Source organism: Desulfocurvus thunnarius, from assembly GCF_055390965.1.
The window spans coordinates 3,408,845-3,434,769 of record NZ_AP042411.1; the positions used below are offsets into that span (position 1 = coordinate 3,408,845).

33 protein-coding genes are annotated in these 25,925 nt (G+C 65.7%); 25 read left to right on the top strand and 8 right to left on the bottom strand.

The window, feature by feature from the left end; translation table 11 throughout:
* Positions 1-30 precede the first annotated feature (30 nt).
* From ACZ5KV_RS15035 to ACZ5KV_RS15085, 11 genes are all read left to right on the top strand, one after another.
* Positions 31-888 carry a hypothetical protein gene (locus ACZ5KV_RS15035; protein WP_464240098.1) on the top strand — a complete coding sequence of 286 codons (858 nt, stop codon included), beginning with the start codon at positions 31-33 and terminating at the stop codon, positions 886-888.
* A gap of 7 nt (positions 889-895) precedes the next feature.
* Positions 896-1,600 (top strand): HAD family hydrolase, encoded by a 705-nt coding sequence (locus tag ACZ5KV_RS15040; RefSeq protein WP_464240099.1) that lies wholly within the window; start codon positions 896-898, stop codon positions 1,598-1,600.
* Between the two features lie 81 nt (positions 1,601-1,681).
* Positions 1,682-1,972: a YggT family protein gene (locus ACZ5KV_RS15045; RefSeq protein ID WP_464240100.1), complete on the top strand. Its 291-nt coding sequence runs from the start codon at positions 1,682-1,684 to the stop codon at positions 1,970-1,972.
* Positions 1,973-1,984: 12 nt separating this feature from the next.
* Positions 1,985-2,491 carry a DivIVA domain-containing protein gene (locus ACZ5KV_RS15050; protein ID WP_464240101.1) on the top strand — a complete coding sequence of 169 codons (507 nt, stop codon included), beginning with the start codon at positions 1,985-1,987 and terminating at the stop codon, positions 2,489-2,491.
* A 4-nt stretch (positions 2,492-2,495) separates the two neighbouring features.
* The gene (locus ACZ5KV_RS15055) at positions 2,496-2,789 is read left to right on the top strand and encodes a DUF167 domain-containing protein (RefSeq protein ID WP_464240102.1); all 294 of its coding nucleotides are present in this window, start codon (positions 2,496-2,498) and stop codon (positions 2,787-2,789) included.
* A gap of 52 nt (positions 2,790-2,841) precedes the next feature.
* Positions 2,842-3,069, top strand: coding sequence for a DUF465 domain-containing protein (locus ACZ5KV_RS15060; RefSeq protein ID WP_464240103.1), 228 nt, complete (start codon positions 2,842-2,844; stop codon positions 3,067-3,069).
* A 1-nt stretch (position 3,070) separates the two neighbouring features.
* Positions 3,071-4,768, top strand: coding sequence for a biosynthetic-type acetolactate synthase large subunit (gene ilvB / locus ACZ5KV_RS15065; protein WP_464240104.1), 1,698 nt, complete (start codon positions 3,071-3,073; stop codon positions 4,766-4,768).
* Between the two features lie 13 nt (positions 4,769-4,781).
* Positions 4,782-5,261, top strand: coding sequence for an acetolactate synthase small subunit (gene ilvN, locus ACZ5KV_RS15070; protein ID WP_464240105.1), 480 nt, complete (start codon positions 4,782-4,784; stop codon positions 5,259-5,261).
* Between the two features lie 143 nt (positions 5,262-5,404).
* Positions 5,405-6,394: a ketol-acid reductoisomerase gene (gene ilvC, locus ACZ5KV_RS15075; protein WP_464240106.1), complete on the top strand. Its 990-nt coding sequence runs from the start codon at positions 5,405-5,407 to the stop codon at positions 6,392-6,394.
* 240 nt (positions 6,395-6,634) lie between these two features.
* Entirely contained in the window at positions 6,635-6,904 is a 270-nt protein-coding gene (locus ACZ5KV_RS15080; RefSeq protein WP_464240107.1) for a type II toxin-antitoxin system TacA family antitoxin, read from the top strand.
* The gene (locus ACZ5KV_RS15085; RefSeq protein WP_464240108.1) at positions 6,901-7,410 is read left to right on the top strand and encodes a GNAT family N-acetyltransferase; all 510 of its coding nucleotides are present in this window, start codon (positions 6,901-6,903) and stop codon (positions 7,408-7,410) included. Before ACZ5KV_RS15080 ends, ACZ5KV_RS15085 begins: the two co-directional genes overlap by 4 nt.
* Before the next feature lie 128 nt (positions 7,411-7,538).
* On the opposite strand, the gene ACZ5KV_RS15090 is transcribed toward ACZ5KV_RS15085, so the two are convergent.
* From ACZ5KV_RS15090 to ACZ5KV_RS15105, 4 genes are all read right to left on the bottom strand, one after another.
* On the bottom strand, positions 7,539-8,423 hold the full coding sequence (locus ACZ5KV_RS15090) for an HNH endonuclease (RefSeq protein WP_464240109.1): 885 nt from the start codon (positions 8,421-8,423) through the stop codon (positions 7,539-7,541).
* Positions 8,410-9,123, bottom strand: a complete 714-nt coding sequence (locus tag ACZ5KV_RS15095; protein WP_464240110.1) for an OmpA family protein — start codon at positions 9,121-9,123, stop codon at positions 8,410-8,412. The genes ACZ5KV_RS15090 and ACZ5KV_RS15095 overlap by 14 nt, the downstream gene beginning before the upstream one ends.
* Positions 9,107-10,327 carry a hypothetical protein gene (locus ACZ5KV_RS15100; RefSeq protein WP_464240111.1) on the bottom strand — a complete coding sequence of 407 codons (1,221 nt, stop codon included), beginning with the start codon at positions 10,325-10,327 and terminating at the stop codon, positions 9,107-9,109. The genes ACZ5KV_RS15095 and ACZ5KV_RS15100 overlap by 17 nt, the downstream gene beginning before the upstream one ends.
* A gap of 71 nt (positions 10,328-10,398) precedes the next feature.
* Complete coding sequence (locus tag ACZ5KV_RS15105; protein WP_464240112.1) at positions 10,399-11,343, bottom strand: hypothetical protein; 945 nt, start codon at positions 11,341-11,343, stop codon at positions 10,399-10,401.
* 258 nt (positions 11,344-11,601) lie between these two features.
* On the opposite strand from ACZ5KV_RS15105, the gene ACZ5KV_RS15110 reads away from it, so the two are divergent.
* The 6 genes from ACZ5KV_RS15110 (at position 11,602) to ACZ5KV_RS15135 (ending at position 17,675) form a co-directional block, all read left to right on the top strand.
* Positions 11,602-13,818 carry a SulP family inorganic anion transporter gene (locus ACZ5KV_RS15110; RefSeq protein WP_464240113.1) on the top strand — a complete coding sequence of 739 codons (2,217 nt, stop codon included), beginning with the start codon at positions 11,602-11,604 and terminating at the stop codon, positions 13,816-13,818.
* A gap of 87 nt (positions 13,819-13,905) precedes the next feature.
* Positions 13,906-14,679 (top strand): dimethylarginine dimethylaminohydrolase family protein, encoded by a 774-nt coding sequence (locus tag ACZ5KV_RS15115; RefSeq protein ID WP_464240114.1) that lies wholly within the window; start codon positions 13,906-13,908, stop codon positions 14,677-14,679.
* A gap of 63 nt (positions 14,680-14,742) precedes the next feature.
* Positions 14,743-14,907, top strand: a complete 165-nt coding sequence (locus ACZ5KV_RS15120) for a hypothetical protein (RefSeq protein ID WP_464240115.1) — start codon at positions 14,743-14,745, stop codon at positions 14,905-14,907.
* A gap of 73 nt (positions 14,908-14,980) precedes the next feature.
* On the top strand, positions 14,981-15,802 hold the full coding sequence (locus ACZ5KV_RS15125; RefSeq protein WP_464240116.1) for a transporter substrate-binding domain-containing protein: 822 nt from the start codon (positions 14,981-14,983) through the stop codon (positions 15,800-15,802).
* A 129-nt stretch (positions 15,803-15,931) separates the two neighbouring features.
* Positions 15,932-16,942: an amino acid ABC transporter permease gene (locus ACZ5KV_RS15130; RefSeq protein ID WP_464240117.1), complete on the top strand. Its 1,011-nt coding sequence runs from the start codon at positions 15,932-15,934 to the stop codon at positions 16,940-16,942.
* Between the two features lies 1 nt (position 16,943).
* Entirely contained in the window at positions 16,944-17,675 is a 732-nt protein-coding gene (locus ACZ5KV_RS15135; RefSeq protein ID WP_464240118.1) for an amino acid ABC transporter ATP-binding protein, read from the top strand.
* Between the two features lie 127 nt (positions 17,676-17,802).
* On the opposite strand, the gene ACZ5KV_RS15140 is transcribed toward ACZ5KV_RS15135, so the two are convergent.
* Together ACZ5KV_RS15140 and ACZ5KV_RS15145 are read right to left on the bottom strand one after the other, a co-directional pair.
* Positions 17,803-18,342: a hypothetical protein gene (locus ACZ5KV_RS15140; protein WP_464240119.1), complete on the bottom strand. Its 540-nt coding sequence runs from the start codon at positions 18,340-18,342 to the stop codon at positions 17,803-17,805.
* Positions 18,343-18,374: 32 nt separating this feature from the next.
* On the bottom strand, positions 18,375-18,737 hold the full coding sequence (locus ACZ5KV_RS15145) for a PilZ domain-containing protein (protein ID WP_464240120.1): 363 nt from the start codon (positions 18,735-18,737) through the stop codon (positions 18,375-18,377).
* Between the two features lie 173 nt (positions 18,738-18,910).
* Between ACZ5KV_RS15145 and ACZ5KV_RS15150 the strand changes: the two genes are divergently transcribed.
* Positions 18,911-19,156, top strand: coding sequence for a hypothetical protein (locus ACZ5KV_RS15150; protein WP_464240121.1), 246 nt, complete (start codon positions 18,911-18,913; stop codon positions 19,154-19,156).
* A gap of 48 nt (positions 19,157-19,204) precedes the next feature.
* Here the strand turns inward: ACZ5KV_RS15150 and ACZ5KV_RS15155 are convergent, their stop codons facing one another.
* Entirely contained in the window at positions 19,205-19,645 is a 441-nt protein-coding gene (locus ACZ5KV_RS15155; protein ID WP_464240122.1) for a thioredoxin family protein, read from the bottom strand.
* Between the two features lie 92 nt (positions 19,646-19,737).
* Here ACZ5KV_RS15155 and ACZ5KV_RS15160 point away from each other — a divergent pair, with 92 nt between their 5' ends.
* Positions 19,738-20,019: a hypothetical protein gene (locus ACZ5KV_RS15160; protein ID WP_464240123.1), complete on the top strand. Its 282-nt coding sequence runs from the start codon at positions 19,738-19,740 to the stop codon at positions 20,017-20,019.
* A 14-nt stretch (positions 20,020-20,033) separates the two neighbouring features.
* Positions 20,034-20,240, top strand: a complete 207-nt coding sequence (locus tag ACZ5KV_RS15165) for a hypothetical protein (RefSeq protein WP_464240124.1) — start codon at positions 20,034-20,036, stop codon at positions 20,238-20,240.
* 109 nt (positions 20,241-20,349) lie between these two features.
* On the opposite strand, the gene ACZ5KV_RS15170 is transcribed toward ACZ5KV_RS15165, so the two are convergent.
* Positions 20,350-21,276 carry a LysR substrate-binding domain-containing protein gene (locus ACZ5KV_RS15170; protein WP_464240125.1) on the bottom strand — a complete coding sequence of 309 codons (927 nt, stop codon included), beginning with the start codon at positions 21,274-21,276 and terminating at the stop codon, positions 20,350-20,352.
* An 84-nt stretch (positions 21,277-21,360) separates the two neighbouring features.
* On the opposite strand from ACZ5KV_RS15170, the gene ACZ5KV_RS15175 reads away from it, so the two are divergent.
* From ACZ5KV_RS15175 to ACZ5KV_RS15195, 5 genes are all read left to right on the top strand, one after another.
* On the top strand, positions 21,361-21,756 hold the full coding sequence (locus ACZ5KV_RS15175) for a carboxymuconolactone decarboxylase family protein (RefSeq protein WP_464240126.1): 396 nt from the start codon (positions 21,361-21,363) through the stop codon (positions 21,754-21,756).
* On the top strand, positions 21,753-22,220 hold the full coding sequence (locus ACZ5KV_RS15180; RefSeq protein WP_464240127.1) for an NHL repeat-containing protein: 468 nt from the start codon (positions 21,753-21,755) through the stop codon (positions 22,218-22,220). Before ACZ5KV_RS15175 ends, ACZ5KV_RS15180 begins: the two co-directional genes overlap by 4 nt.
* A 224-nt stretch (positions 22,221-22,444) precedes the next feature.
* Complete coding sequence (locus ACZ5KV_RS15185; protein ID WP_464240128.1) at positions 22,445-23,398, top strand: hypothetical protein; 954 nt, start codon at positions 22,445-22,447, stop codon at positions 23,396-23,398.
* A gap of 217 nt (positions 23,399-23,615) precedes the next feature.
* Positions 23,616-24,197 carry a peptide-methionine (R)-S-oxide reductase MsrB gene (msrB, locus tag ACZ5KV_RS15190; RefSeq protein WP_464240129.1) on the top strand — a complete coding sequence of 194 codons (582 nt, stop codon included), beginning with the start codon at positions 23,616-23,618 and terminating at the stop codon, positions 24,195-24,197.
* 480 nt (positions 24,198-24,677) lie between these two features.
* Positions 24,678-25,904, top strand: a complete 1,227-nt coding sequence (locus ACZ5KV_RS15195) for a cache domain-containing protein (protein WP_464240130.1) — start codon at positions 24,678-24,680, stop codon at positions 25,902-25,904.
* Positions 25,905-25,925: the final 21 nt, after the last annotated feature.

Here is a 25,925-nt window from a genome sequence, read left to right on the forward strand (position 1 = left end):
CCGGCGCCCCAAGCCGCAACGAGGATGACCATGGCCGAAACCACCGTGCTGATCCATTTTCCCGAACTGCTGCCCGCCTCGCGCGGTACGGCCGTGCCCGGCGTGCGCCACCTGGACCCCGGGCTGTCCTCCGGTCTGGCCCCCGAGGCGCGCTTTACGCCGCCGGATCTGCCTCTGGACGCGCGCGCCGCCGCCCGCTGGCTGGCCCAGGCCACGGGCTATGCTGGTCTGTTCGCCCCCGGGGCCCTGCGCGCCGCCGATGCGGCGGCCAAGGCCCCCGGCGCCGACCCCTACGGCGACCCGGTCAGCGCCATCGTCGGTGAGCTGGCGGCCCTGGAGGGCCTGGGCGGTGCCGCGCCCGCCGGGGATCCCGCCACGGGCGCGGACGCCTCGCGCCTGCGGGCCCAGGCCGTGCTGCTTCTGGCCTGGGAGCGCGAACGCGGGTTGGCCGAGGTCCGGGCGTTGGGCGCGGCCCACGGCGGCGCCGTGGAACGCCTGGGCGCCACCCTGGGCCTGGAGCCGGAAGACATGGAAGAGCTGGCCGCCGCGGGCGGGCTGGCCCTGGACGCCGCCCCCGAGGCGCCCTATGCGGAGCCCGGCCAGTGGCAGCCCGTGCTGGCGGCCATGCTGCGCCTGTTGCCCCCAGGGGCGGTGCTGTATGTGGACGCCGCGCCGGTGCTGGACTTCTGGCGCGAGGCCGGGGTGCCTCTGGAGCCCGTGGCCGGGGCGGCGCTGGACGCCCTGCTGCCCGGGGCCGGGGCGGGGCGCCGCCTGCTGGCGCGCTGCCCGGGGCGCGTGCTCATGGGCGCCTCCCGGCCCCTGGCCGACGCGCCCTGGCTGGACGAGGAGCGCACCGTGCTGGCCCGCGAGGCCGGAGCGGGGGAGTAGGGCGCCCATGCTGCTGTGCACCGATTTCACCGACCCCCGGTTCATGGAGGGGCTGACCGGGCTGGTCTTCGACTGCGACGGCGTGCTCTTCGACTCCTGGGAAGTCAACAAGGCCTATTACAACGCCATCCGCGAGGGCCTGGGCCTGGGGCCCATGGACGCGGACATGGAGCATTACGTCCACGCCCACGCGGTAAGCGAATCCATCGTCCGCATCACCCCCGAGGGGCGGTTGAACGAGGCCCAGGCCGTGCGCGCGTCCCTGGACTACCGCGACCTGATCCATCTCATGCGCCCGGCCCCGGGGCTGGTGCCCATGCTGGACGCCGCGCGCGATGCGGGGCTGCGCCTGGGCGTGTTCACCAACCGCTCCTCGACCATGGAACTGGTGCTGGAAACCTTCGGGCTGGACCATTTCTTCGAGCCGGTCATCACCGCGCGCGACGTGCCGCCCAAGCCAGCGCCCGAGGGGCTGCGGCGCATCCTGGGCCGCTGGCGCGCCACGGCGGGGCAGGTGGCCTTCGTGGGCGACACGAGCCTGGACCAGCGCGCGGCGCGCGGGGCCGGGGTGCGCTTCTGGGCCTACCGCTCCGAGGCCCTGGCGGCAGACCTGCACGTGAACGACTTCTGGTGCCTGGGGCGGCGGCTGGCCGGGCTGGGGCGACGCCCGGCTGGCGTGCCCTGGCGGACGGCGCGCGGAAATTTCCCTTGATTCGTTGTTGTGTCTGTGCGAACTAAATTGGTACCCGCGTTCCACTTTCTGTGCGCCCGCGGGGCCTGAAAGGAGGCTGCATTGGGATACTTCCTGCTGGCGGTGGCCAAAGTCCTCGGCATGGCCCTGAACCTGTACATGTGGATCGTCATCATTTCCGCGCTGCTGACCTGGGTCAACCCCGACCCCTACAATCCCGTCGTGCGCACCCTGCGCGGGTTGACCGAGCCGCTGTTCTACCGCATCCGCACCTGGCTGCCCTTCGTGCGCGTGGGCGGGTTCGACCTGTCGCCCATCGTGGTCATCTTCGCCGTGGTCTTCCTGGATACCTTCCTGGTGAACAACCTGGTGGCCCTGGCCCAGCGCTTCTAGGGGAGCCCGCCTATGAAAGTCAGCAAGATCGACGTGCTGAACAAGATATTCAGCCGCTCCTTCCGGGGCTATGCCTGCGACGAGGTCGACGCCTTCCTTCAGGACGCGGCCCAGAGCCTGGGCGAGCTGGCCGAGGCCAGGGAGGCCCTGGAGGCCCGCGTGGCCGTGCTGGAAGAGGCCCTGGGCGAGCACAAGAGCCGCGAGGCTACCCTGCGCGACACGCTGATGACCACCCAGCGCATGATGGACGACATGAAGGCCAACGCCCAGAAGGAGGCCCAGCTCATCATCGACGCGGCCAACCAGAAGGCCGAGGTCATGCTGAATCAGACCCACCAGCGTCTGGCCCAGTTGCACGGCGACATTTCGGAGCTGAAGAAACAGCGCACCCAGTTCGAGATCAAGCTGCGCTCCATCCTCGACGCCCACCTGCGCATGCTGGAGGCGGACAAGGAGGAGCAGGAGAAGCTGGACGACGCCGAGTCCAAGCTGAAATTTTTGACCAAGGCCGGGGCTTGACCCCATGAGCGCGGGGCTGCCGGAATACGTCAGCCCCTGCGGGCCGGGCCGGTGGCGGGTGCAGATCCGCGTGGTGCCCGGGGCCCGCAAGGACGCCGTGGACGGCATTCACGACGGGCGGCTCAAGGTCCGCCTGACGGCCCCGGCGGTGGACAACAAGGCCAACAAGGCTCTGGTGGCCTTCGCGGCAACGCTCTTTCATGTGAAGAAAAGCGGCGTCAGCATCGCCAGCGGCGAAAAGAGCCGCGAAAAGACGCTGCTCATAGCGGCAGAAACGTCGCCGTCCTGGCCCGCCTAGCGGAGCGCGAGGCCGGGGGCGCGAACGCGCAACTACCAAAGGAGAAGGATCCATGGAGAAGAAGGACCTCGACCTGATTGCCGAGATGGCCGACAAGAGCCCCGAAGTCAAGGCCCTGTGGGAAGAGCATCTCCTCTATGAAAAGCAGTTGGAAAAGCTGGAGAAGAAGACCTACCGCACTCCCGAGGAGGAGCGCGTGATGAAGGAAATCAAGAAGAAGAAGCTCATGGGCAAGACCAAGCTGCAGAAGGTTCTGGACAGGCGCATCGAGGAGGAATGACATGGAGCTTACCGGGGCCCAGATTCTCTTCGAGAGCCTGAAGCGCGAGGGCGTGGACGCGGTGTTCGGCTTCCCCGGCGGGGCCGTCATCGACCTCTACGACGAGTTGCCCAGGCACCCGGAAATCAAGCACTATCTGGTGCGCCACGAGCAGGGGGCCATCCATGCCGCCGACGGCTACGCCCGGGCCACGGGCAAGGTCGGCGTCTGCCTGGTGACCTCCGGCCCCGGCGCCACCAACACCGTCACCGGCATCGCCAACGCCTACATGGACTCCATCCCCGTGGTGATCTTCACCGGGCAGGTGCCGTCGCCGCTCATCGGCAACGACGCCTTCCAGGAAGTGGACATCGTGGGTATCACCCGGCCCTGCACCAAGCACAACTATCTGGTCAAGGACGTGACGCGTCTGGCCGGGGTCATCAAGGAGGCCTTCTATCTGGCGCGCACCGGGCGCCCCGGCCCCGTGCTGGTGGACCTGCCCAAGGACGTGATCCAGGCCCGGGCCGAGTTCAAGTATCCGCGCCAGGTGCGCATGCGCAGCTACAACCCGAACCTGACGCCCAACGCCAAACAGGTCGCCCGGGCCCTGGAAGCCATCCACAAGGCCGACCGGCCCCTGTTCTACGTGGGCGGCGGCGTGGTTTCGGCAGACGCGCACCGCGAGCTGACCTGGCTGGCCAAGAAGCTCAACGTGCCCGTGACGGCGACGCTCATGGGCCTGGGCTCCTTCCCGGGGGACGACCCGCTGTGGCTGGGCATGCTCGGGATGCACGGCACCTACGCGGCCAACCGCGCCGTGCAGGAATGCGACCTGCTCATCGCCGTGGGCGCGCGCTTCGACGACCGCGTGACCGGCAAGCTGGCGACCTTCGCGCCGGACGCCAAGGTCATCCACGTCGACGTGGACCCGACCTCCATCCGCAAGAACGTGCGCGTGGACGTGCCCATCGTGGCCGACTGCCGCGAGACGCTGGTGGCTCTCAAGGCCCAGGTCGAGGCCGCGGGCGGCCCCGACGCCCTGCGCCGCAAGCGCCAGCAGTGGACGGAAACCATCAAGACCTGGAAGATCGACCACCCGCTGACCTACAACGGCGCGGGCGCGGGCGAGATCAAACCCCAGGCCGTGGTCGAGACGATCTATGAGCTGACCAAGGGCGAGGCCATCATCAGCACCGAGGTCGGGCAGAACCAGATGTGGGCCGCGCAGTTCTACAACTACCACAAGCCGCGCACCCTGCTGACCTCCGGCGGGCTCGGCACCATGGGCTACGGCTTCCCTGCGGCCATCGGCGCGCAGGTGGCCTTCCCGGACAAGCTGGTCATCGACGTGGCCGGCGACGGCTCCATCCAGATGTGCATCCAGGAAATGGCCACCGCCATGTGCTACGACCTGCCCGTGAAGATCGTGATCCTCAACAACGGGTACCTGGGCATGGTCCGCCAGTGGCAGGAGCTGTTCTACAAGAAGAACTACTGCGCCACCTGCATGGACTGGGCGCCGGACTTCGTGAAGCTGGCCCAGGCCTATGGCGCCGAGGGCTACCGCGTCACGGACCCGGCCCAGGTCCGGCCCGTGCTGGAGCAGGCCTTCGGCAACGGCAAGCTGACCATTGTGGACGTGGTGGTCTCGCGGGAGGAGAACGTCTACCCCATGGTCCCGGCCGGGGCCTCGCTGCACGAGATGCTGCTGGTCTAGAAGGAGCGCGGCCATGAGACACGTCTTATCCGTTCTGGTGGAGAACGAGCCGGGGGTCCTGTCGCGGATCGCCGGGCTGTTCAGCGGCCGGGGCTACAATATCGAAACCCTCAACGTCGGCCCGACCCTCGATTCCGAGGTGTCGCTCATGACCATCGCCACCTCCGCCCCGGAGGTGGTCATCGAACAGATCATCAAGCAACTGCGCAAGCTGGTCACGGTCATCAAGGTCGTGGACATGAACGACCACGTTTCCGTGGAGCGCGAGATGCTGCTCGTCAAGGTTTGCGCCGAGGGCGAGAAGCGCGCGGAAATCCTGCGCATTGTGGACATCTTCCGCTGCAAGGTGGTCGATGTCGCATCCGACGAACTGACCATCGAAGCCACGGGCGACCGCGGCAAGCTGGAGGCCATCATCGCGCTACTACAGCGGTTCGGCATCAAGGAGATCGCCAGAACCGGCGCGGTGGCCATGAAGAGGAGCATGCAGTAGGAATGACACCGCGCCGGCCGGCAGACCCCGCCCGGCGCGCACGAGGTATCAACCGATACGGAAATCAGCCGCGCGGGGAGCCTCCGGCGGCTGATTTCTCGTCTGCATTTTGGTTCAACCACAACGATTTGGAGAGGACGACCATGAAAATCTACTACGACCAGGACGCCAATCTCGACTTGCTCAAGGGCAAGACCGTGGCCATCATCGGCTACGGCAGCCAGGGCCACGCCCATGCCCAGAACCTGCGCGACTCGGGCGTGAACGTGGTCATCGGCCAGCGCCCCGGCGGCCCGAACTACGACCTGGCCAAGGAGCACGGCTTCGAGCCCCTGTCCGCCGCCGAGGCCGCCAAGAAGGCCGACTGCATCATGATCCTGCTGCCCGACCAGGTGCAGGCCGCCGTCTACAAGGCCGACATCGCCCCCAACCTGGCCCCGGGCAAGGTGCTCTTCTTCGCCCATGGCTTCAACATCCACTTCTCGCAGATCCTGCCGCCCAAGGACGTGGACGTGGTCATGGTCGCCCCCAAGGGCCCGGGGCATCTGGTGCGCCGGGTGTACACCGAGGGCGGCGGCGTGCCGTGTCTGGTGGCCGTGCATCAGGACGCCAGCGGCAAGGCGCAGGACATCGCCCTGGCCTACGCCAAGGGCATCGGCGGCGCGCGCTCGGGCGTCATCGAGACCACTTTCAAGGAAGAGACCGAGACCGACCTCTTCGGCGAGCAGGTGGTGCTGTGCGGCGGCCTGACCTCGCTGATCCAGAAGGGCTTCGAGACCCTGTGCGAGGCCGGGTATCAGCCCGAGGTGGCCTACTTCGAGTGCCTGCACGAGGTGAAGCTCATCGTGGACCTGATCTATGAGGGCGGCCTGGCCAAGATGCGTCATTCCATCTCCGACACCGCCGAGTACGGCGACTTCACCCGCGGCCCGCGCATCGTCAACGACGCGGCCAAGGCCGAGATGAAGCGCGTGCTCCAGGAGATCCAGGACGGCCGCTTCGCCAAGGAGTTCATCCTTGAGAACGTGGCCGGGCAGGCCTCCATGCACGCCATGCGCAAGATGACCGCCGAGCACCCCATCGAGAAGGTCGGCGCGCGCCTGCGCGGCATGATGACCTGGCTCAAGAAGTAACGCGCCCCCGCGCGTGAACGAAAAGGCCGCGCCCGTGAGGGCGCGGCCTTTTTGCGTCGGGGGAATGCGTTGCGGCTGCGTTCAGGCCGTTGGGTCGGTCCTGCCGAAGAGGGGGGATGGTGGCCTTGGTCCGCCGGATGGAGCGTCATAGAGCGGTGCCGACCTCTTGCTTTGTACGGTAAAAATCCGTATTAATGGGGCGCGAGGGTATCTTCCATGACACAGCAGGCTGAAAATCCCATGTCCCGGATCGACGCGCGGATTCCTCTTTCCGTCCGCGAAACCATCGACCGCGCCGCCGCCATGCAGGGCAGAACCCGCACGGACTTTCTGATCGAAGCGGCGCTGGAGAAAGCGGAAAAGGTCATCACGGAGCAGGCGGTCCTCCGTCTGGCCGTGCGGGATCAGGAATTGCTCGCCAAGGCTCTTTTGGAGGAGCAGGTCACGGAGGCCACGCCGTTCATCAAGGGGCTGGCCGCCGAGTACGCCGCGCGGATACGCGATAAATGAGCCTGCTGTTCGGGCTGCTGACGCCGGACATGGACAGGAGCGGCTTTGCCTGCGGCGAACCCGTCCTTGATGCCTATCTGCACAAACAGGCCGGGCAGGACATGAAACGCGGCTTCGCCACCGTGGTGGCCGCCCGCGAGAGTTCCGGCCCTGCCGTGATCGTCGGGTATTACACCCTGTGCGCCGCGTCGGTTCTCCTGACCGCTCTGCCGGATGCGACGGCCCGCAAGATGCCGCGCTACCCGGCCGTACCGGCCATCCGCCTGGGGCGGCTGGCCGTGTCCGCCGCCACGCAGGGCCAGCATATCGGCAGCCTGTTGGTGCTGGACGCCGTTCGCCGGGCGTGGTGCAACGAACTGGCGTGGGCCGTCCTCCTGGTCGATGCCAAAACCGACCGCGCCGCCGCCTTCTACGAAAAATTCCTCTTCCAGCGTTTCCATGAAAACACGCTCACGCTCTGGATGCACAGAAAACAGGCCGGAGCGCTGATTGCGGCGCTGGGGTAGCCTTGCTTACAAATTTTTCTGGACGACCTGTCCAAGATTGGGAAAGGGCAAGGAAAAGGCGACCGGGAAGGTCGCCTGAAAATCAGCCAGCCAAGAGGGGGAGTTGGTAATGTGTTGAACGCCTTTTATTAGAGCTCATGTATTCCCTGCTCTTTTCTTAGTTGTTTGATGTGGGCTATTAATCTAATATTTTCAATAATGTTGCGCATATGTGTGTGCATCGGTTGTCGAGAATGGCAGTCTATGCAGAGTACAAGCAAGTTTGAACGATTGTTATTTTGGCCATTTCCATCTTTATGGTGCAAATGCAAATGGTTTTCAGCCCTAGAGCAGTTGACGCCGCAAATTTGGCAACAGTAATTTGCTTTTTTCTTGTATCGTCTGGCTATTTCTGGATGATTAGGCGCGTATTTTTCTTCGACAATAACTTGTTCTGTCCGGAGAATTGTTGGAGGAATGTTTGGTTGGTATATCGCGAAGAATCGTTTTAGAGAGTATGGTTCTGGCAACATCCCCCGCGAACGCAATATGTCACGGCAGTTTTGGCATAATTCAAGCTTAATGATGCACTCTCTCGCTTGCTGCTGTACTTGAGTGATCACAGGAAAAAAACCATCGCTTCTTGTCGTTGAAACATATCTGCTAAGGCGCTGGCTGTGTATCATTCTTTGAATTGTTTGGCAGTTGCAGAGGTGATATCTGTATCCGCTTGATTTTGAATAAATATCAACGCCAATGTATTGCTTTTTGATGTATGCACAGGCTTTGAGCCCATTGACTTCGATGGTGCCGTCTTGAGAGATTGTTACTGTTATATTTGGGTCACTGAGTGAAATTGCTCCAACCATAAGCCGTTCGCTGAACTGGAGAGTAGGGTTTTCGACTTCTATTTCTTTTATTTTGCTGGTTTCATATGTAAAGTCAATAGGCTCAAGCTCAGGGATCGTTATGATTCCCATGTTGATCAAAATTTCTTTGACTTCGACGCAACTAAAATAGTCAGGGAGCTTCATTGTTTATTTGTTCCACGATCTCAACTATTTTTTGTTCGGCATTTGTTCTGGTTCGGAATTCAACGCGTCTGGAGAGCTCTTTTAGTTCAAAGCCTTGTTTATCCTTGACTGGCCTGCTAGAAGATAGGCCATTTGCAGTTATATATCGTTCCATTTTTGTTTTTTCATCTGTTGTGCTTTTCAAATTGAAGCAGTACTGGAGTACAGATCTTGTCCTGTCTTGAGAAAGGCGCATGTTATTAAAGTATGCCTCTTCATGTTCGACATTGCCATTTCCCCATTCTGACGATGTGTGGCCTTCAATTCTTATCTCTTCAATGCAGTTCTGGTATTCTTTGGAGAATATAATTTTTACGTATCTTGGGAAAAAGTCATCTAAAATAGACTTAAACGTTGCCGTTACATCTGAGCTTCCTGTTTGAAAAAGGACGTCAGGCTCCATGAATTGAACAGATAATGTGTCGCGGTCTATTCTTGCCTTCCATTTTGGAAGGTCATTTTTGAATTCATCCATTAAAGAATTGTAGAGGCTGACTTGTGTTTCTTGGTAGGCGACGGCTACTTTTTTTATTCGCTTTTGCCCGTCCTCAACATTCCTCATATAGGCAATTGCAATAAAAAGAAAGACAAGCATAAGCCCAGACATGAGGTCGGAGATTGAAGGCCAGTGGCTTTCTTCTTTTTTAGACCATACGGTCATCGCGAGCCTCCGCAATCAATAACACTTGTCTGAGCTTTTCTGTTAGGGGAATATAGTCCGAAGCGAATTTCCCAGAGAGCGCTGAGAGCGCACCTGCGAGCGAGTTAAGAGATTTCGTTAACTCTGCTTCAAGACTTTTTTCAATGGCCTGGGTATGGTTTTGTACTTCTTCAGATAATTGTTTAAAGCCTTCGGAAAGCTCCTCTGTTGTTTCCTTGACGAAGCTGTTTGTATTCATCTGGAGATTTTGAATTTCTTCTGTGATTCTATTCATTTTTTCAGAAATTTCAGGGACGACCTTTGAAGCTTCCTGTCCCATGTTTTGAATGGCCTTTATAGATGCTTCAAGTAAAGCATTTTGGCTTGCAATCGATTTGGTATGCGTGTCTAGCTCCGTTCCTGATATAGAAATTGCAACAAGGCTTTTGTCTATACTTTCAAAAGATTCATCCAGTTGTGTAAGACGATTGGCTACAGCATCAAACGTCATCATGAGTCGTTCTATCTTTATATGCGTATCTTGTAGATTTTTTTGATTTTCTTCTATTGAAGATTTGTACTGCTTTTGCCATTCATTGAGGCTTCTAAGTGCTGATGAAAGCTCTTTGAATGATTCGCTTACAAGTTCATTTAGCATTGCGTTAAAATCATTTACAACTTTTTTTAGTTCTTCAACAAGAGACGCTGATGCCATTTTGGAAAATTCTTCTGCAAATTCTTTGAAAGCTTTTTGTGTTTCTCTCCTGCTATCTATCAGTTCTTGCCGAATAAGTTTAACCTGCGAAACCAACGAATACTCCTCGTCAGATTTAAAGCATGAAACAATGGCATTTTCTATGCGCCTTAGGCTATTGATAGGGTCGCTTGAGGCATTAAGATTCTTGTCGTCGGAGTGCGAGAAATATGCATTTAGTATTATAGACGTTGACATTCCTGCAAGTGATGTCGCAAAAGCAGTTTTCATTCCTTCCAACAGTTTTGGAATGCTTTCTGATATATGCGATTCATCGAAGCCTATAAGGCCCATAAATATTCCGTAGAATGTTCCAAGAATGCCTAAAGATATGGCAATTCCAGGTAATGATGATATAAATTGACCCCTTGGACTTTTTCCTTTTGAAAGTCCAAAAGCAAGACAGCCTGCGATCAAGAAGAAGAATATATTATTTGTTGGTGTTAAGATGCTAGAGAATTCAAAATGCATAGAGTATGCCTCTCTTTGGCCATTTTTTTATTGGTAATATTAAGAAATTTGTATTCACCTGATCCTATTTCTCACTCCCCCCGCTGCAACAGTACACCGGCGTCGAAGAAGTCGGTGCTGCCCAGGGTTTGGGAGGTTTCCAGTTTGGCCTGGAAGGTCACGTCCGGCGAGTCGATGGGCTTTTCGCCGATGGCGGCCAGGGGTTGGGGGGTGGGGCAGTGGATGCGCAGGGCCGCGAGTTTGGGGTCGTCCAGGAAGGTGTGGATGCGTTCCAGCAGATCCTGGTCCGCCGCCGGGAAAAGCTCTCCGGCCAGATTTTTGGCGAAGCCGGTCACGATGCGGCGCAGCAGGGGCGCGTTGGCCGGGTTGCCGTTCATGGTGGCGTAGGCCGTGAAAAGTTTGTCCACAAGCCCCTGATCCTCCAGCTCCAGGCCCATGCCGGTGGTGGTCAGGGCGCGCATGGCGGCCTGGAAGCGCGGGCCCTGGCCGTCTTCCAGAGCGGGGTCCACGTTCTGGAAAGCGCCGTCGAAGGTCAGGCGGTAGAGCCCTTCGGCGCTGACGGTCATCTCCGGAATGTCCAGGGTCCGGGCGGCGGGGTCGTGGACGTAGCGCAGGTCGCAGTCGGCCAGCAGTTCCTCCAGGCCCATGGCGGCCAGCATCTGTTTCGTTTCCGCCGGGGCGTTTTCTGGCAGGGGCGAGTGCAGCCCGCGCAACTCCACGTGGGCGGCGTCGGGGAAGGCCAGCCGGTGGCCGGGCAGGGTGCGCAGGGCCGCGCTGTCCACCGTGACCTCGCCCCGGGGCGAGACCAGGGTCAGGCCCTCGAAGCGGACCACCCGCGAGGCGAGCACGTTGACCGTGCGGCTTGCATACTGCAGGTCCAGGCCCTCGGCCCTGGCGTCTTTCATGCGCTGGTCCACCACGGCGGTCAGGCGCTGGTTGGCGTAGATCCATCCGGCCAGGAGCAGGGCGCCCGCGAGGAGCAGGGCGCCCAGGGCGATGCGGGAACGTGCGGTCATGGGGCTTGCCTTGTTGATGTTGGCGGGCGGTGCGCGGGCCGGGCACGGTGCTTCGGTGTTGCGCTACAGGCAAGGCGTAGCACCACCACCCCCCGCAAGGCCACAGGAAAATGCGCAGCCTCGCCCCGCGCCGCTGGTCCGCCACGGCCTTTCCGTTGCCAACGGCCCGCAAAACGGGCACAGTGCCCCCCGTGGTGCGGCCCCGCCTTTTGCCTCCGCCGCGCCACGCGCCCGCGCATCCCGCACCGAGGGGGTCCCATGAACAGCCTGCGCGACATCCTTGCCGACCTGCAGTCCCCCCGGGCGGTCCCGGCCCTGAGTTACGGGCTGGTCATCGGCGTTCTGCTGGTGGTTATCGAAATCTCCCTGGCCAGTATGGTCTTTTCCGGGCCGCTGGCGTCTCTGGCGGCGCGCGGCGCGGGGCTGACCCTGTTCGGCACGGTGGTCATGTCCCTGGCCTGCGCGGTGTTCAGTTCCTTCCCCGGGCTGGTCTGCCAGCCGCAGGACGCACCCGCCGCCGTGCTGGCCGGAGCCGCCGCCTCCGTGGCCGTGGCCCTGGCGGCCGCCGCGCCCGGGGTCCGCTTCGCCACCGTGGTGGCCATCATGGGCATGGCCTGCCTGTGCATGGCCGCGCTGTTCTTCGTTGTCGGGCGCTTCCGGCTGGCCAACCTCGTGCGTTTTCTGCCCTATCCCGTGGTGGGCGGCTTCCTGGCGGGCAGCGGCATCCTGCTCGGCTTGGGCGGCCTGGGCGTGATGACCGGCGTCGGGGCGAACTTCGGGGCCCTGGGCGCGTATTTTTCCTGGCCGGTGGCCCGGTTCTGGCTGCCAGGGGCGGCGTTTGCCGTGCTGGTGTTCGCCGCCCTGCGCCTGCGGCCGCATTTTCTGCTTTTGCCCGGGGCTCTTGGCCTGGGGCTGCTGGTGTTCCACGGCGTGCTGCTGGTCACGGGCACGAGTCTGGAGGCCGCGCGGGCGGGCGGCTGGCTGCTGGGCGACCTGCCCGCCGGAGGGCTGTGGCCCGTGGTCGGCTGCGAGGACCTGGCCCTGGTGCGCTGGGACGTGGTCCTGGCCCATGTGCCCGACGCGCTGACCGCGGCCCTGCTGGCCCTGGTCGGCCTGCTGCTCAACGTCGGCGGCATCGAGCTTGGCGCGCGGCGCGACCTGGACATCGAGCGCGAGCTGTTCACCACCGGCGGCGGCGGGGTGCTCATGGCCCTGGGCGGCGGGTTCCCGGGCTATCCGGCCCTGTCCCTGTCCCTCTTGGGGCCGCGCACGGGGGTGGCCTCGCGGCTTATTCCCCTGGGGGCCGCCGTGGTCTGCGCCGGGGTGCTCATGGCGGGCGGCACGGTGCTGGCCCTGTTCCCCCGGCCGCTTTTGGGCGGGCTGGTACTGCTGCTGGGCCTGCTGTTCGTCAGCGACTGGCTCGTGGACGGCTGGAAGCGCCTGACGCGCCTGGATTACGCCATCGTGGTCATCATCGCCCTGGCCATCGTCCATTCCGGATTCCTGACCGGGGTGGGCCTGGGCCTGGGGCTGGCGGTGCTGTTGTTCGTGGTGCGCATGAGCCGGGTGCCTGTTGTGGCCTGGGAGCGCGGCGGGGCCGAGATCGCCAGCGTCCGCCACCGCCCGGTGACCGACCGGGCCCTGCTGCGCGCGCGCGGCGGCGACCTGCGCGCTTTCGGCCTGCGGGGGTTCCTGTTCTTCGGCTCGGCCAACCTGCTGGGCGAGCGCATCGGCGCCCTGCTGCGCGAGGGGCGTCCCCCTCGGTTCCTGATCGTGGACATGGCCGGGCTGGACGGCTATGACATTTCGGCGGTGAACACCATCCAGCGCACGGCCCAGCGGGCCCAGGCCGCCGGGGCCATGCTGCTGCTGGCCGCGCCGCCCCGGGGGCTCTTCACTCTCCTGGACTCCAACGCCACCCCCGAGGCCATGGCCCACGTGCGTCCGTTCCCGGGCCTGGACGCGGCCCTGGAATGGGCGGAAGACCGGCTGCTGGCCGAGGAACACGCCGCCCTGGGCGCCGAGGGCCCCGCCCGGCGCGACGCGCTTTTCGACCTCGCCGTGGACGACGTGGCCCGGCATCTGGAGGACATGGAGCGCTTCGAGGCCCTGGCCGAGAGCCTGGGGCCGGCCCTGGAGCGCCGCGAGCTGGCCTCCGGCGAGGAGTTGTTCCGCCAGGGCGAGGACCCGCGCGGGGCGTACATGGTCCTGCACGGCACCCTGGCCGTCATGGCGACCTATGCCCAGAGCGCGCCGCAGCGCATCCGCTCGCTGGGGCCGGGCACCCTGGCCGCGCCCATGGCCGCCCTGCGGGCCTATGTGGCCCCGGGCACGGCGGTGGCCGAGGGCCGCACGGTGGTCGGCTGGCTGCCGCGCGAGGCCCTGGCCCGCCTGGAGGAGGCCGACCCGAAAACGGCCCTGGCCTTCCACAAGCTGGTGGCCCGGGCGCTGGGGCGCCGGGCCGAGGGGCGCTGAGGGCTTCGCGGGGCGGAGGGGTTTACAGCGGTCTTCGGCGCGGATACAACCCTGCCTTTGTCACCGGATCGACAACTGGAGCCGCGCATGTTCACCCACGCCATCGTTCGCCTGCCCTGCGAGAATTTCGCCGCCGGGCTGACCACTTCCACCCACCTGGGCAACCCCGACTACGCCCTGATGCTGCGCCAGCACGACGCCTACGTGGACGCCCTGCGCGGCGCGGGGCTGACGGTCATCACCCTGCCGCCGGAAAACGATTTCCCCGACGCCCACTTTGTGGAGGACACCGCCGTGGTGGTGCCCGAGGTGGCCGTGATCACCAACCCCGGCGCCCCGGCCCGCAAGGGCGAGGAGCGCACCGTGGCCCCGGCCCTGGGGCGCTACAAGCGCCTGGCACGCATCGAGGCCCCCGGCACCCTGGACGGCGGCGACGTGCTGCTGGTGGACCGGCAGTTCTTCGTCGGCCTGTCCGAGCGCACCAACGCCGAGGGCGCGCGGCAGTTCGCCGAGATCGTGGCCGCCCACGGCTACGCCACCGCCACTGTGCCCGTGGGCCAGGGGCTGCATTTCAAGTCCGGTGTGAACCACCTGGGCGGGCGAACCCTGCTGGCGACCCCCGACTTCGCGGGCCTGCCCGTTCTGGCGGGCTACGAGGTGCTGGTCACCCCCGAGGGCGAGGACTACGCGGCCAATACCCTGTACGTGAACGGCACCCTGCTGACCCCGGCGGGCTTCCCCGGCGTGCGCCGCCTGCTGGACGGCCTGGGCCTGCCCGTGGTGGAACTGGACATGAGCGAGACGCGCAAGATGGACGGCGGACTGACCTGCCTGTCCCTGCGCTTTGCCGACCGGCCCTGAGCCCCGGCCGTTGCGGATTCATAACGGACCTTGACCTGGCGCCCCGCGCCCCGAGGAGAGGCCATGAAGACCCTCAAGGACCGCTACAAGCGCGAACTGGTGGAAGTGCATTGCCCGGTGCATCAGATTTCCAAGATCATCTCCCTGCCCGAGGAGAAGATGCCCGTGTGCCCGGTGTGCAAGAAGACCATGATCATCAAGGAAGTGCTTACCGAGGGCAAGTACTAGCCACGTGCGACCCCCGGCCGGAACGGCTCCGGCCCGGGAACGGATAACCCCTATCGTCAAGGAGTCGTATTCCATGCAGTGCTTCAAGAAACTGATGCTGGCCGCGTTCTTCATCGCGGTGCTGGCGTCCCAGGCGTTCTGCGCAGATTTCGACCTGGCCCAGAAATCCACCCTGGAGACCATCCTCAAGCGCGGCGAGCTGCTGGTGGGCCTGGACGCGGGCTACCAGCCCTTCGAGATGGTCGACAAGAAGGGCGAGATCATCGGCTTCGACGTGGACCTGGCCAAAGAGCTGGCCAAGGCCATGGGCGTCAAGATGACCATCGTCAACACCGACTACGACGGCATCATCCCCGCGCTGCTGGCCGACAAGTTCGACATCATCCTCTCGGGCATGACCCTGACCCAGGAGCGCAACCTCCAGATCAACTTCGCCGAGCCCTACATCGTCGTGGGCCAGGCCATTATCCTGAACAAGAAGCTCGAAGGCGAGATCAAGTCCTACAAGGACCTGAACGACCCCAAGTACACCGTGGCTTCGCGCATCGGCACCACCGGCGAGATGGCCGTCAAGCGCATGATCCCCAAGGCCAAGTACAAGTCCTTCGACAAGGAGGCCGACGGCGCCCTGGACGCGGTCAACGGCCAGTCCGACGCCTTCGTTTACGACCTGCCCTTCTGCGTGGTCTTCATGGCCCAGCAGAACAGCCCGAACGTCGTGCTGCTCGACAAGCCCTTCACCTACGAGCCTCTGGCTATCGGCCTGAAGAAGGGCGATCCCGATTTCCTGAACTTCCTGAACAATTTCATGGCCCAGATCAAGGCCGACGGCCGCTACGACCGCATCTACGACAAGTGGATCAAGAGCACGAGCTGGTTCCAGAACGTGCAGTAGCCTTGCCCCGGGCATGATCTGCCCGTGCCCCCGCGCGCCGCGCCCCGGCGCGCGGGGGCGGTTCCGTGGCCCCGGCCCGGCCCGCCCCGGCGGCCCGGCGGGGCACCCCAAACGGGAGCAGCAACCGACATGACGCTTTATTCCGGTCTGGACAAGCCGCGCAGCCCGCTCTACCGCAAATTCTGGAGCGGGGTCTTCCTGGCGGGGGTGGCCCTGTGCATCCTGGGCATCTACGCCGCCACCCAGTACGTGGACTACACCTGGCGCTGGTACCGCGTGCCGCAATATTTTTTCTATGAGGATGTGATTCGCGTCACCACCGAGATCGAGGGCGAGGTCGTGTCCGTCGCGCCCCAGGGCAGGGACGCGCGAGTCACCGTGCGCGAATGGGACGGCGAGGCCACCGAGGACTACCTTGTTCCCGCCGACGACGTGCGCGTGAGCCAGGGCGACTTCGTCTACCCCGGCGACACCCTGGGCGCACGCACGCAATGGAAGACCGGGCTGTTCCTCTCCGGCCTGTGGCTGACCCTGAAAATCAGCGCCATCGCCATCGTCATCGGTATGGTCATCGGCATGCTCACCGGCCTTGCGCGCATTTCCGACAACCCGGCCCTGAAGTGGACGGCCATCACCTACATCGAGCTTGTACGCGGCTCGCCGCTGCTGGTGCAGCTCATGATCTGGTACTACGTCATCGGTACGCTGGTGAACCAGATCCTGACCAACGCGGCCCTGCCCAAGGTGCCGACGTTCTGGTACGGCGCGCTGGGGCTGGCCATCTTCACCGGCGCCTACACCGCCGAGATCGTGCGCGCGGGCATCCAGAGCGTGGACCTGGGCCAGATGGAGGCCGCTCGCTCCCTGGGCATGAATTACGCCCAGGCCATGCGCAAGGTGGTCATGCCCCAGGCCATCAAGCGCATCCTGCCCGCCCTGGCCGGGCAGTTCATCAGCCTGATCAAGGACTCCTCGCTGCTCGGCGTCATCGCCATCCGCGAGCTGACCAAGGTCACCCGCGAGGTGGTCACGGCCTCGCTGCAAACCTATGAGATGTGGATCGTCTGCGCGGTGCTCTATCTCGTCATGACGTTCACCCTGTCGTTGTTCGTGCAGCGGCTGGAGAGGAGGGCGATGTAGGATGATCACCGCGAGGAACGTGCACAAGTATTTCTACGTGCCGGAGAAGATCCACGCCCTGAACAACGTGTCCCTGTCCGTCGCGCCGGGGGAGACGGTGGTCGTCATCGGGCCCTCGGGGTCGGGCAAATCGACCTTCCTGCGCTGCCTGAACCGTCTGGAATACGCCGACGCGGGCGAGATCACCGTCGACGGCATGGACGTGCTGCACCCCGACAGCGACATCAACGCCATCCGCGCCGAGGCCGGGATGGTCTTCCAGCAGTTCAACCTGTTTCCGCACAAGTCGGTGCTGGACAACCTGACCATGGCCCAGATGGTCGTGCGCAAGCGCGGGCGCGAGGAGGCCGAGGCCAAGGCCCGGGGGCTGCTGGCCAAGGTCGGCATCGCCGACAAGGAGGCCGTGTACCCCGACCAGCTTTCGGGCGGGCAGAAGCAGCGCGTGGCCATCGCCCGCGCCCTGTGCATGGACCCCAAGGTCATGCTCTTCGACGAGCCCACCAGCGCGCTGGACCCGGAAATGGTCGGCGAGGTGCTCGACGTGATGAAGGACCTGGCCCGGGCGGGCATGACCATGGTGGTGGTGACCCACGAGATGGGCTTTGCCCGCGAGGTCGCCGACCGCGTGGTGTTCATGGACCAGGGTGCCGTGGTCGAGCAGGGCACCCCGGATCATTTCTTCCAGAACCCGACCCACGAGCGGACGAAGCTGTTCCTGAGCCAGATTCTCTAGGGTCCGCCGCCCCGGCCTGCGCCCGGACGGACGGGCCGGAGGAGCGCGGAACGACGCGGGCCGCGCCCCCTGTGCCGGGGGCGCGGCCCGCGTTGCGTTGCGGCCCGGCGCGCCGGGGGGCGCGGGGTCAGGCCAGGGTTTCGTACCAGGCGGCGGCCCCGGCGGGCACGGCCCGCGCGGCCTGGGCCTCGGCGTGCGCGCGGTTGACCAGGGCCGCCAGCCGGTCCACCCCGCGCCCGCGCAGGGGGAAGAGGTGCAGGCTGCGGGAAGCCCTGACGAAGCGCCCCCGGGCGATGAACTCCAGGGCCAGCTCCACCCCGCCCTGGGCGGCCTGGGCCCGGCGGACCTCGGCCAGCAGCAGCAGGGCCAGGGCCTCCTCGTCGTCGGCCAGGATCAGGCGGGCCAGGAAGCGGCGCCCGGCAAAGGCCGAGGCCCGGGCGGCGTCGATGCGGCGGCTGGCGATGCGCAGGTTCATGCCCCCGGCCGAGAGGTTGGCCAGGTGCAGGCTGTAGGCCCGCGAGGCGTCACGGTCGAGCTGCGGGGCGCCCAGGGCGGCGGGGTCGGCGATGTCGCCGGGGCCGAGGGTGTCGGCGGACCACAGGGCCAGCCCCAGCACCTGGGCCGGAGGGATGGCCGCGCGGTAGTCGCGGCGCCGGGGGGCGGACATGGCGGGCACGGGCGGGGCGGCCTGCGGGGCGCCTAGCTGGGCCACTGCGACCAGGGCAGCAGGTGGTTGTCGCGCAGGGCCCGTTTCAGGGCGGCGTCGCTGATTTCCAGGGGCGGATCCAGGCTGATGCCGCAGTGTGCGCCGTCGGTCCAGACCACATGGCCCGGGTGGCCGTCGAGGAGGTCCTCCAGGCCCTTGGGCATTTCGGCCAGGGTCACGGCGTCGCCGGGGGCCGGTTCGGCCTCGGGGCACGTGGGCAGCATGGACAGGAGAATGCCGTTGCGGCTTAAGCCTTCCAGGGTGCCCATGAGCTCAAAGCTGTTCCTGAGGCTCAGGGTCACGAAGCCGATGCCTTCAACGGTCATGCGCGGGCTGCGTCTGCGTTCGGTCTGCATGAAAGTGGTCCTGTGGGCGAGGCTGTTGGAGAACGGGAGCGCTTGCCCATTCTATACCCGCGCCGGGTCCTCCGGTCAACGCCCGTGGTGCGTCCCGGAAAATCGCCCGGGCCCCGGGCGCTTGCCCGCGAGGCCCTTTTCGGAGTATCGTGGCCCGCAAAGGCGGGCAAGGCATGTCGGCATTCGAGCATCCCTTTACCGTGGGCCGCGAGGCGTCGCGGGCCCTCATGCGCTGGACCGTGGGCACCCAGGAGGCTCTGGGCCTGTTCGACCGCACGGCCATCGGCTTCAAGGCGCTGTTGTCGGGCGAGCGTCTGGCCGACGTGGCCCGGCCCGACCTGGGCGACCCGCACCCCACCCCGGGGGCGGCCAAGGTGCCCGAGATCGTCGAGGGCGCCATTCTCGATTCGCGCATCTGACCCCTCCGCCTCCGGGCGTTTCGCCCTGCGGGCCCCCGGCGACGGGGGCTACAGCACGCTGCGGACCCAGGCGACGATGTCCCCTGCGGGCAGGGCGCCGCTGATGCGCGCGGCCTCGCGCCCGGCGCGGAAGAGCACCATGGTCGGCACGCTGCGGATGGCGTGGCGCGTGGCCGCGTCCTGGGCCGCACTTATGTCGCACTTGGCCAGACGCACCCCCGGGGCCAGGGTCCGGGCGGCCTGCTCGAACTGCGGGGCCATCATCCGGCACGGCCCGCAGCTCGGGGACCAGAAATCCACCACCACGGGCAGGTCGTTGCGCGCCAGAAAGCGCTCCAGGCCGGGGCCGTCCAGTTCCAGGGGCCGACCGGGCAGCAGCGGCGCCCGGCAGCGGCCGCACACCGGCTCCTTGCCCAGGCGGGCTGCCAGCACGCGGTTGACCCCCGCGCAGGCGGGGCAGGTGACATGCAGGGTTTCGTCGGCGGACACTTGACGTGCTCCTTGTTCTCGTGTGTTCTGGGTGAAGAGCTAATCATTCCCGGCGCGGGAGCAAGCCCGCCCGGCCCACCTGGAGGTGCCCCATGCGCATGTCCGCGCGTTTTGCCGCCCTGGCTCTGACCCTGACCCTGGCCGCGCTGTCGGCCGCTCCGGCCCTGGCGGAGACGGATTCCTTCGCCCGCAAAAAGATCGAGGCCCAGGAGCAGCGCATCCAGACCCTGGAAGCCCAGGTGCGTGCGCTGACGGTGCTGGTGGAAGAGCAGACGGCCCGCACGGGTGAATTGCAGGCCAAGGTCGAGGCCAACCTGACCCTCATCAAGGCCCTGGCCGGGGCCCTGCCTCCGGCGGCCCAGCCCGCGCCCTGAGCCGGAGCTTTTCCATGGCCGAAAGCATGGACCTGCTGACCGTGTGGATGGCGGCGTCCCAGTCCGCGTCCAGTTCCAGCGACATCTCGACGGGGCTGCGGCGCTACGCGCGCGACGTGTTGCAGGCCGAGGTGCGTTACCAGCCCCTGTTCACGGACCTGCGCGACCGCACGACGCCCATCGAGGCCGAGTTCGGGCAGGTGTTCCAGGGTTGGGCCTAGGCCCGGTCCGCGTGGCGCGGGGGCGAGGCCCCGCAAGGCATCCGCCGCGGCCCGTGCGCGGCGCCGCCATGTTCCGAAGGCTCCGGGGCGACCCGGGGTCTTCGGCGTTTTACAGCGCCGGGATGCTGCCGGGCACCGGGGCGCTGGCCAGCAGGGCCTCCACGAAGCGGCGCACCAGCGGGGTTTCGCGTTCCGGAGCCCAGGCCACGGAGAACTCCACCGGGGGCAGGCGGCCCTCCACCGGGCGGATCTGCACCCCGGGCCGGGGCACGCTGGCCATGCCCTGGGGCAGCAGGGTCACGCCCAGCCCGGCGGCCACCAGGGCCGTCATGGTGTGCTTGACCAGCGAGACGTGGATCAGGTCCGGGCAGACGCCCGCCTCGCTGAAGGCGGCTACGATGGCGTCGTAAAGCGGGGGGTTGCTCCGGCGGTGGAAGATGAGCAGCGCCTCGCCTTCCAGGTCGCCCAGGCGGACCACGGGCCTTTCGGCCAGGCTGTGGCCCTCGGGCAGGGCCATGACGTAGGGCTCGCTGGCGTAGTGGCGGACCATCAGGCCCTTGGCGTGCTTCTGGAACAGGCGGACCATGCCCACGTCCAGGCTGCCTTCACGCAGCATGTCCAGTTGTTCCATGGAATTGAGTTGTTCGAGCTGGATGCGCACCTGCGGATTGTCCTGGCGGAAGGCGCGGATGAGGCAGGGCAGGCGCCCGCCTTCCAGGGCCGGGCCCACCAGCCCGATGCGCAGCACGCCCCCGGCCCCCCGGGCCATGAGCCCCACGGCGCGCGCGGCGTGGTCCGCCCGGGAGAGGATGGCCCGGGCCTCGGCCAGCAGCAGTCCGCCTTCGGGCGTCAGGGCCACGCTGCGGCTGGTGCGCGTCAGCAGTTGCGCCCCCAGCTCCTCTTCGAGCCTGCGGATGGACTGGGACAGGGGCGGCTGGGAAATGTTCAGCCGCTGGGCGGCCTTGCCGAAATGCAGTTCCTCGGCCACAGCCACGAAATGGCGCAACTGGCGCAGCTCCATATTGATTCGCTCCATGTCTTGATACGCAACTTTAAATATATTGGATGTCTCGATAGCCCGGGCGTAGGGTCGCGTCAAGACTGAGCCGAGGAGGCGCGCATGGACGACGAACGCTACGCAAGAGGGCTGGAACGGCTGGGGGAGATCGACGGGGACGCCGGGCGCAAGGTTCTGGAATCCCTTGCGGACATTGCGCCGGATCTGGCGCGCTACGTGATCGAGTTCCCCTTCGGGGACGTGTATTCGCGCCCGGGCCTGGGCCTGCGCGAGCGCGAGATCGCCACGGTGGCCGCCCTGGCGGCCATGGGCACCGCCGCGCCGCAGCTTGCGGTGCACGTCCACGGCGCGCTCAACGTGGGCGTGCGGCCTGTGGAGATCGTGGAAGTGGTCATCCAGATGGCCGTGTATGCGGGCTTCCCGGCGGCGCTCAACGCCATGGCCGTGGTCCGCGAGGTGTTCCGAGAACGGGGGGTGACGCCGTGCGCCGGGGCATGAGCTTCGCCTTACTGCTGCTGGCCTTGCCTGCGCTGCTTGCGCTGCTGGCCCTGGGCGGCTGCCGGGGCCCCGAGGGCGTGGGGCCGGTAGGCCCGGCCAGCCGGGACGTGCTCGAAGGCTTCGGCCAGCCCCGGGCCCTGGCCCTGGACGGCCACGGGCTGCTCTACGTGGTCGATGGGCGGAGCGGGCGCGTGGCCTGTGTCATGGCCGATGGCCAGCGCCTGTGGCTGGACGCCGCCCAGGGTGTGCCCGCCGCCGTGTCCGCCGTGGCGTTGGACGGCCGGGGGCGCGTGGTGGTGGTGGATCCCGCGGCCGGGGAGGTCGTGCGCCTGGAGCCCGAGGGCGGGCGCCGGGTGCTGGCCCACGGGTTGGCGGAGCCCGTGGCCCTGGTCTGCGACCGCGACGGCGGGCTGCTGGTGGCCTGCCGGGGCGACGGCACCGTGCGGCGCATCGCGTCGCGCTAGGCGCACCTGTCCGGCGCCGGGGCGTCGGCCTTCGCCGGAGGCCCTTCCCCGGCGCCGTTCGGCGGCGCCTGCGAAAGTGTCGCCTTTGTCCACAAGGCTACCTTTTGGGTCGGGGAAACATACGTTTTTGTAGCCTTTCTTCCCGCCTGTTTCATTTTTTTGCTTGTTTCCAGTCTGTTACAGGCATGGCACCGTCTTTGCTCTGCCTCCTGTCCGGAGGCATCATGCAGCAGCACGTCGCAACCAGATACGGCGCCATTCCCGCGGCGGGGCCCGTGGAGCGCTTTCCCGACGGCGGGGTGCGCTCGTGCGTCCCCGCCGGGCCGGTCGTGCTGCACACGGCCCTGGGCCCGCTGGTGCCGCAGTATTCCACCGACGACGTGCGGCGGCGCACGGTGGCCTCGCTGACCTTCCACCCCGATGGCGGGGTGCGCTGCCTGTCTTTGGAGGAGCGCACCCCGGTGCGCACTCCGGCGGGGCCGCTGGAGGTCGAGATGCTGACCTTCCACCCCGGCGGAGCCCTGGCCCGGGCCTTCCCGCTGAACGGCAAGCTCTCGGGCTACTGGACCCAGGACGACGAGGCCGGGCTGGCCGGACCCGCGACCCTGGGCACGCCTCTCGGCCCGGTGGCGGCGCGGCTCATCTGCGCGCGCTTCGGGGCTGGCGGACGCCTGGCCGGGCTGACTCTGTGGCCCGGAGAGGCCCTGGAAGTGCCCACTCCCGTTGGGCCGGTCATGGCGCGCATCGGCCTGGCCTTCGGGCCGGGCGGGGCCCTGCGCAGCCTGGAGCCTGATGCGCCCGTGGAAGTGCCGACCCCGGCGGGGCCGGTGCTGGCTTACGACCCCGACGCCGTGGGCGTCAGCGGCGACGTGAATTCCCTGGTGTTCGGGCCGGGCGGGGCCGTGGAGCGTGTGACCACCGTGCGCACCGAACTGCACGTGCGCCTGGCGGGCGGGTCGCACGCCGTGTACGCCCCGCGCAGCCGCGAGAGCCTGTGCGGCGACACCGACCGCGAGCCCGTGCCCATGACCCTGGACTTCGGCCCCGAGGCCCTGGCCCTGCGCTGGGGCGCCGGGCCGCCCGAGGTTCGGGTGCCCCTGGCGGGCACGGCCCTTTCCACCCGGCCGCACCTGCCCTTCCTGAACGCGGGAGCCGCCCTGCTGCGCTGCGGGCTCTAGGCCCCGCGTTTCCCTTCGCCAGCGCCCCGGCCCGGCGTCGCCTGCCCCGCGTCGGCCCCGCCCGCGCGGTGCCGTTTTTCCTGCCCGGATTCGCCCTGTCCCCGCCCGGTCCCTCCCGCGGCCTCCTGCCGCCGTGTCCGTTGCTTTCCGTATTTGACGCGCCGTCCTTTCGTGCTGATTTTCTGCCATGGGCGCACAGGCGCTCCGGAAGGAAAACATGAAGACCATCATCGCCCTGGCCCTGCCGGCGGCGGCCTGTGCCCCGTCGCCCGCTCTGGCCGGGCGGCACGGGGCGGCTCCGGCCACCCGGGAGGACACCATGCATACGATCAAGGACGGCGCCGCGCCCGGCGCGGACTGTCGACGGACCGACCAGCAACGGCTGCGCGAGGCCCTGAGCCCGCTGCAATACCATGTGACCCAGGAGGGCGGCACCGAGGCGCCCTTTGCCAACCCCTACTGGAACGAGCACCGCCGGGGCCTCTACGTGGACGTGGTTTCCGGGGTTCCGCTGTTCGCCTCCACGGACAAGTTCGACTCCGGCACGGGCTGGCCGAGCTTCACCCGGCCCATCGCCCCCGACGCAGTGACCAGCCACGAGGACCGCAGCCTGTGGCCCGCACGGACCGAAGTGCGCAGCCGGGAAGCGGGCAGCCACCTCGGGCACGTCTTCGACGATGGCCCCGCACCGACGGGCCTGCGCTACTGCATCAACTCGGCCGCCTTGCGCTTTGTCCAGTATGAGGATATGGAGCGCGAGGGGTACGGTGCGTATTTGCATCTATTCAACCAGGAATGAGACACAACTGGACATAACTGGCATCATGTACGTCGCCGCCCGGGGCGCGTTTCCAGCGGTGAGTGTTCCTTGTGCGTCGGGAATGCGTCGGAATAAACAAAGCGGCGAGGAACTGCGGAGTTTCCTTGCGGAACATGGCGTTGCAGGCGCTGGGAGGCGGTGTTTTTTGCATTTCGCGCTGTGAGGGGCGCCCCCGGCGGCGAAAGGAAATTACGTTGTGCCTCCTGCTTTTTCTTGACGCGGCATCCTGCCCCGCATAGTACAATTGAGCTTAGCCTCCCCCCATGGGTTGGGCGTGCGTGGTTGTCCGGTTGTCCCTGGCCGGACCGATTGCCCGTCGCCGCACGCACCCGCAGGCGGGCGGCCTTTGCTGCCGCCGGGACGGTTCTGCCGGACCTCCTGCGCTGGCAGGGTGGAGAAAGACTGTGGTGGTTCGGAAATGAGTATCGCAATGCACAAGAGAACGAGGAGTCACCGGGCATGAAGAATCTTTCGGTCGGCGTGAAGATGGTCGGAGGATTTGTCATCCTCCTGATGATCGTTTGCGGCGGGTTGGGATACATTGCTTACGAGCGGGCGTCTTCCGCCGCTTTGAGTCAGGTCAGGGAGAACATTCCCCGGATGGCGGCCGATGGCGCCAGGCTGGTGCGAAGCCGCATGGACTATCACCTGCTGGCCATCGAAAGCGTGGCGGACCGCAACGTGATCCGTTCCATGAACTGGGAGACGCAGCTTCCCGCGCTGGAGGAGGAGACCAGGCGCCTGGGCTATCAGCGGCTCGGCGTGGCCACGCCGGACGGCAAGGCCCGGTTCAACGACGGCTCCGAAAGCGCCGTGGGCGACAGGGACTACTTTCTTCAGGCCATGAGCGGGCGGACGATGATGTCCAACGTGCTCATCAGCCGCACGACCAACCAGCCGATCATGGTTTCGGCAACCCCCATCCGCGACCACCAGGGCCGGGTGCTGGGCGCGGCTATCGCCATCATGGACGCGACCGTGCTCAGCGAGATCACCGACAACATCAAGTATGGCGAAAAGGGTTATTCGTACATGGTTGACGAGAATGGGGCGGTCATCGCCCACGGCAACCGCGACTTCGTGCTCAAGCAGCGCAACTTCATCGAGGAGGCCCGCTCCAATCCCGAGCTCGCGCGGCTGGGGGCCATGGTCGAGCGCATGGCGCGCGGCGAATCGGGCTTCGACGAGTATCCTTTCATGGGGGCCGACCGCTTCTTCGGTTACGCGCCCGTCGAGGGCACGGGCTGGTCCATCGCCGTGGGCGCCATGAAGGACGACGTGTACGAGATGGTCTATTCCCTGCGCTGGACCATCGCCATCGCCACGGCGATTTTCCTGGCGTTGGGCTTCCTGTGCGCGCTGCTCCTCAGCCGCCTGATCACCGTGCCCGTGGGGCGGCTCATGCGCTACGCCGAGGCCGTGGCCGGGGGCGATCTGGGCGCCAGCTCGGGCATCGACCAGAAGGACGAGATCGGCCGCCTGAACAAGAGCATCCAGACCATGGTCAGGCGCTCATCGAGAAGATGCAGGAGGCCGAGCGCCAGACGGACCTGGCCCGCCAGGAGACCGAGCGCGCGCAGGTCGCCACCCGCGAGGCCGAAGAGGCCCGTGCCCAGGCCGAGACGGCCAAGCGCGACGGCATGCTTCAGGCCGCCCGCAGCATCGAGGGCGTCGTCGAACGGCTGACCACGGCCTCCGAGGAGCTTG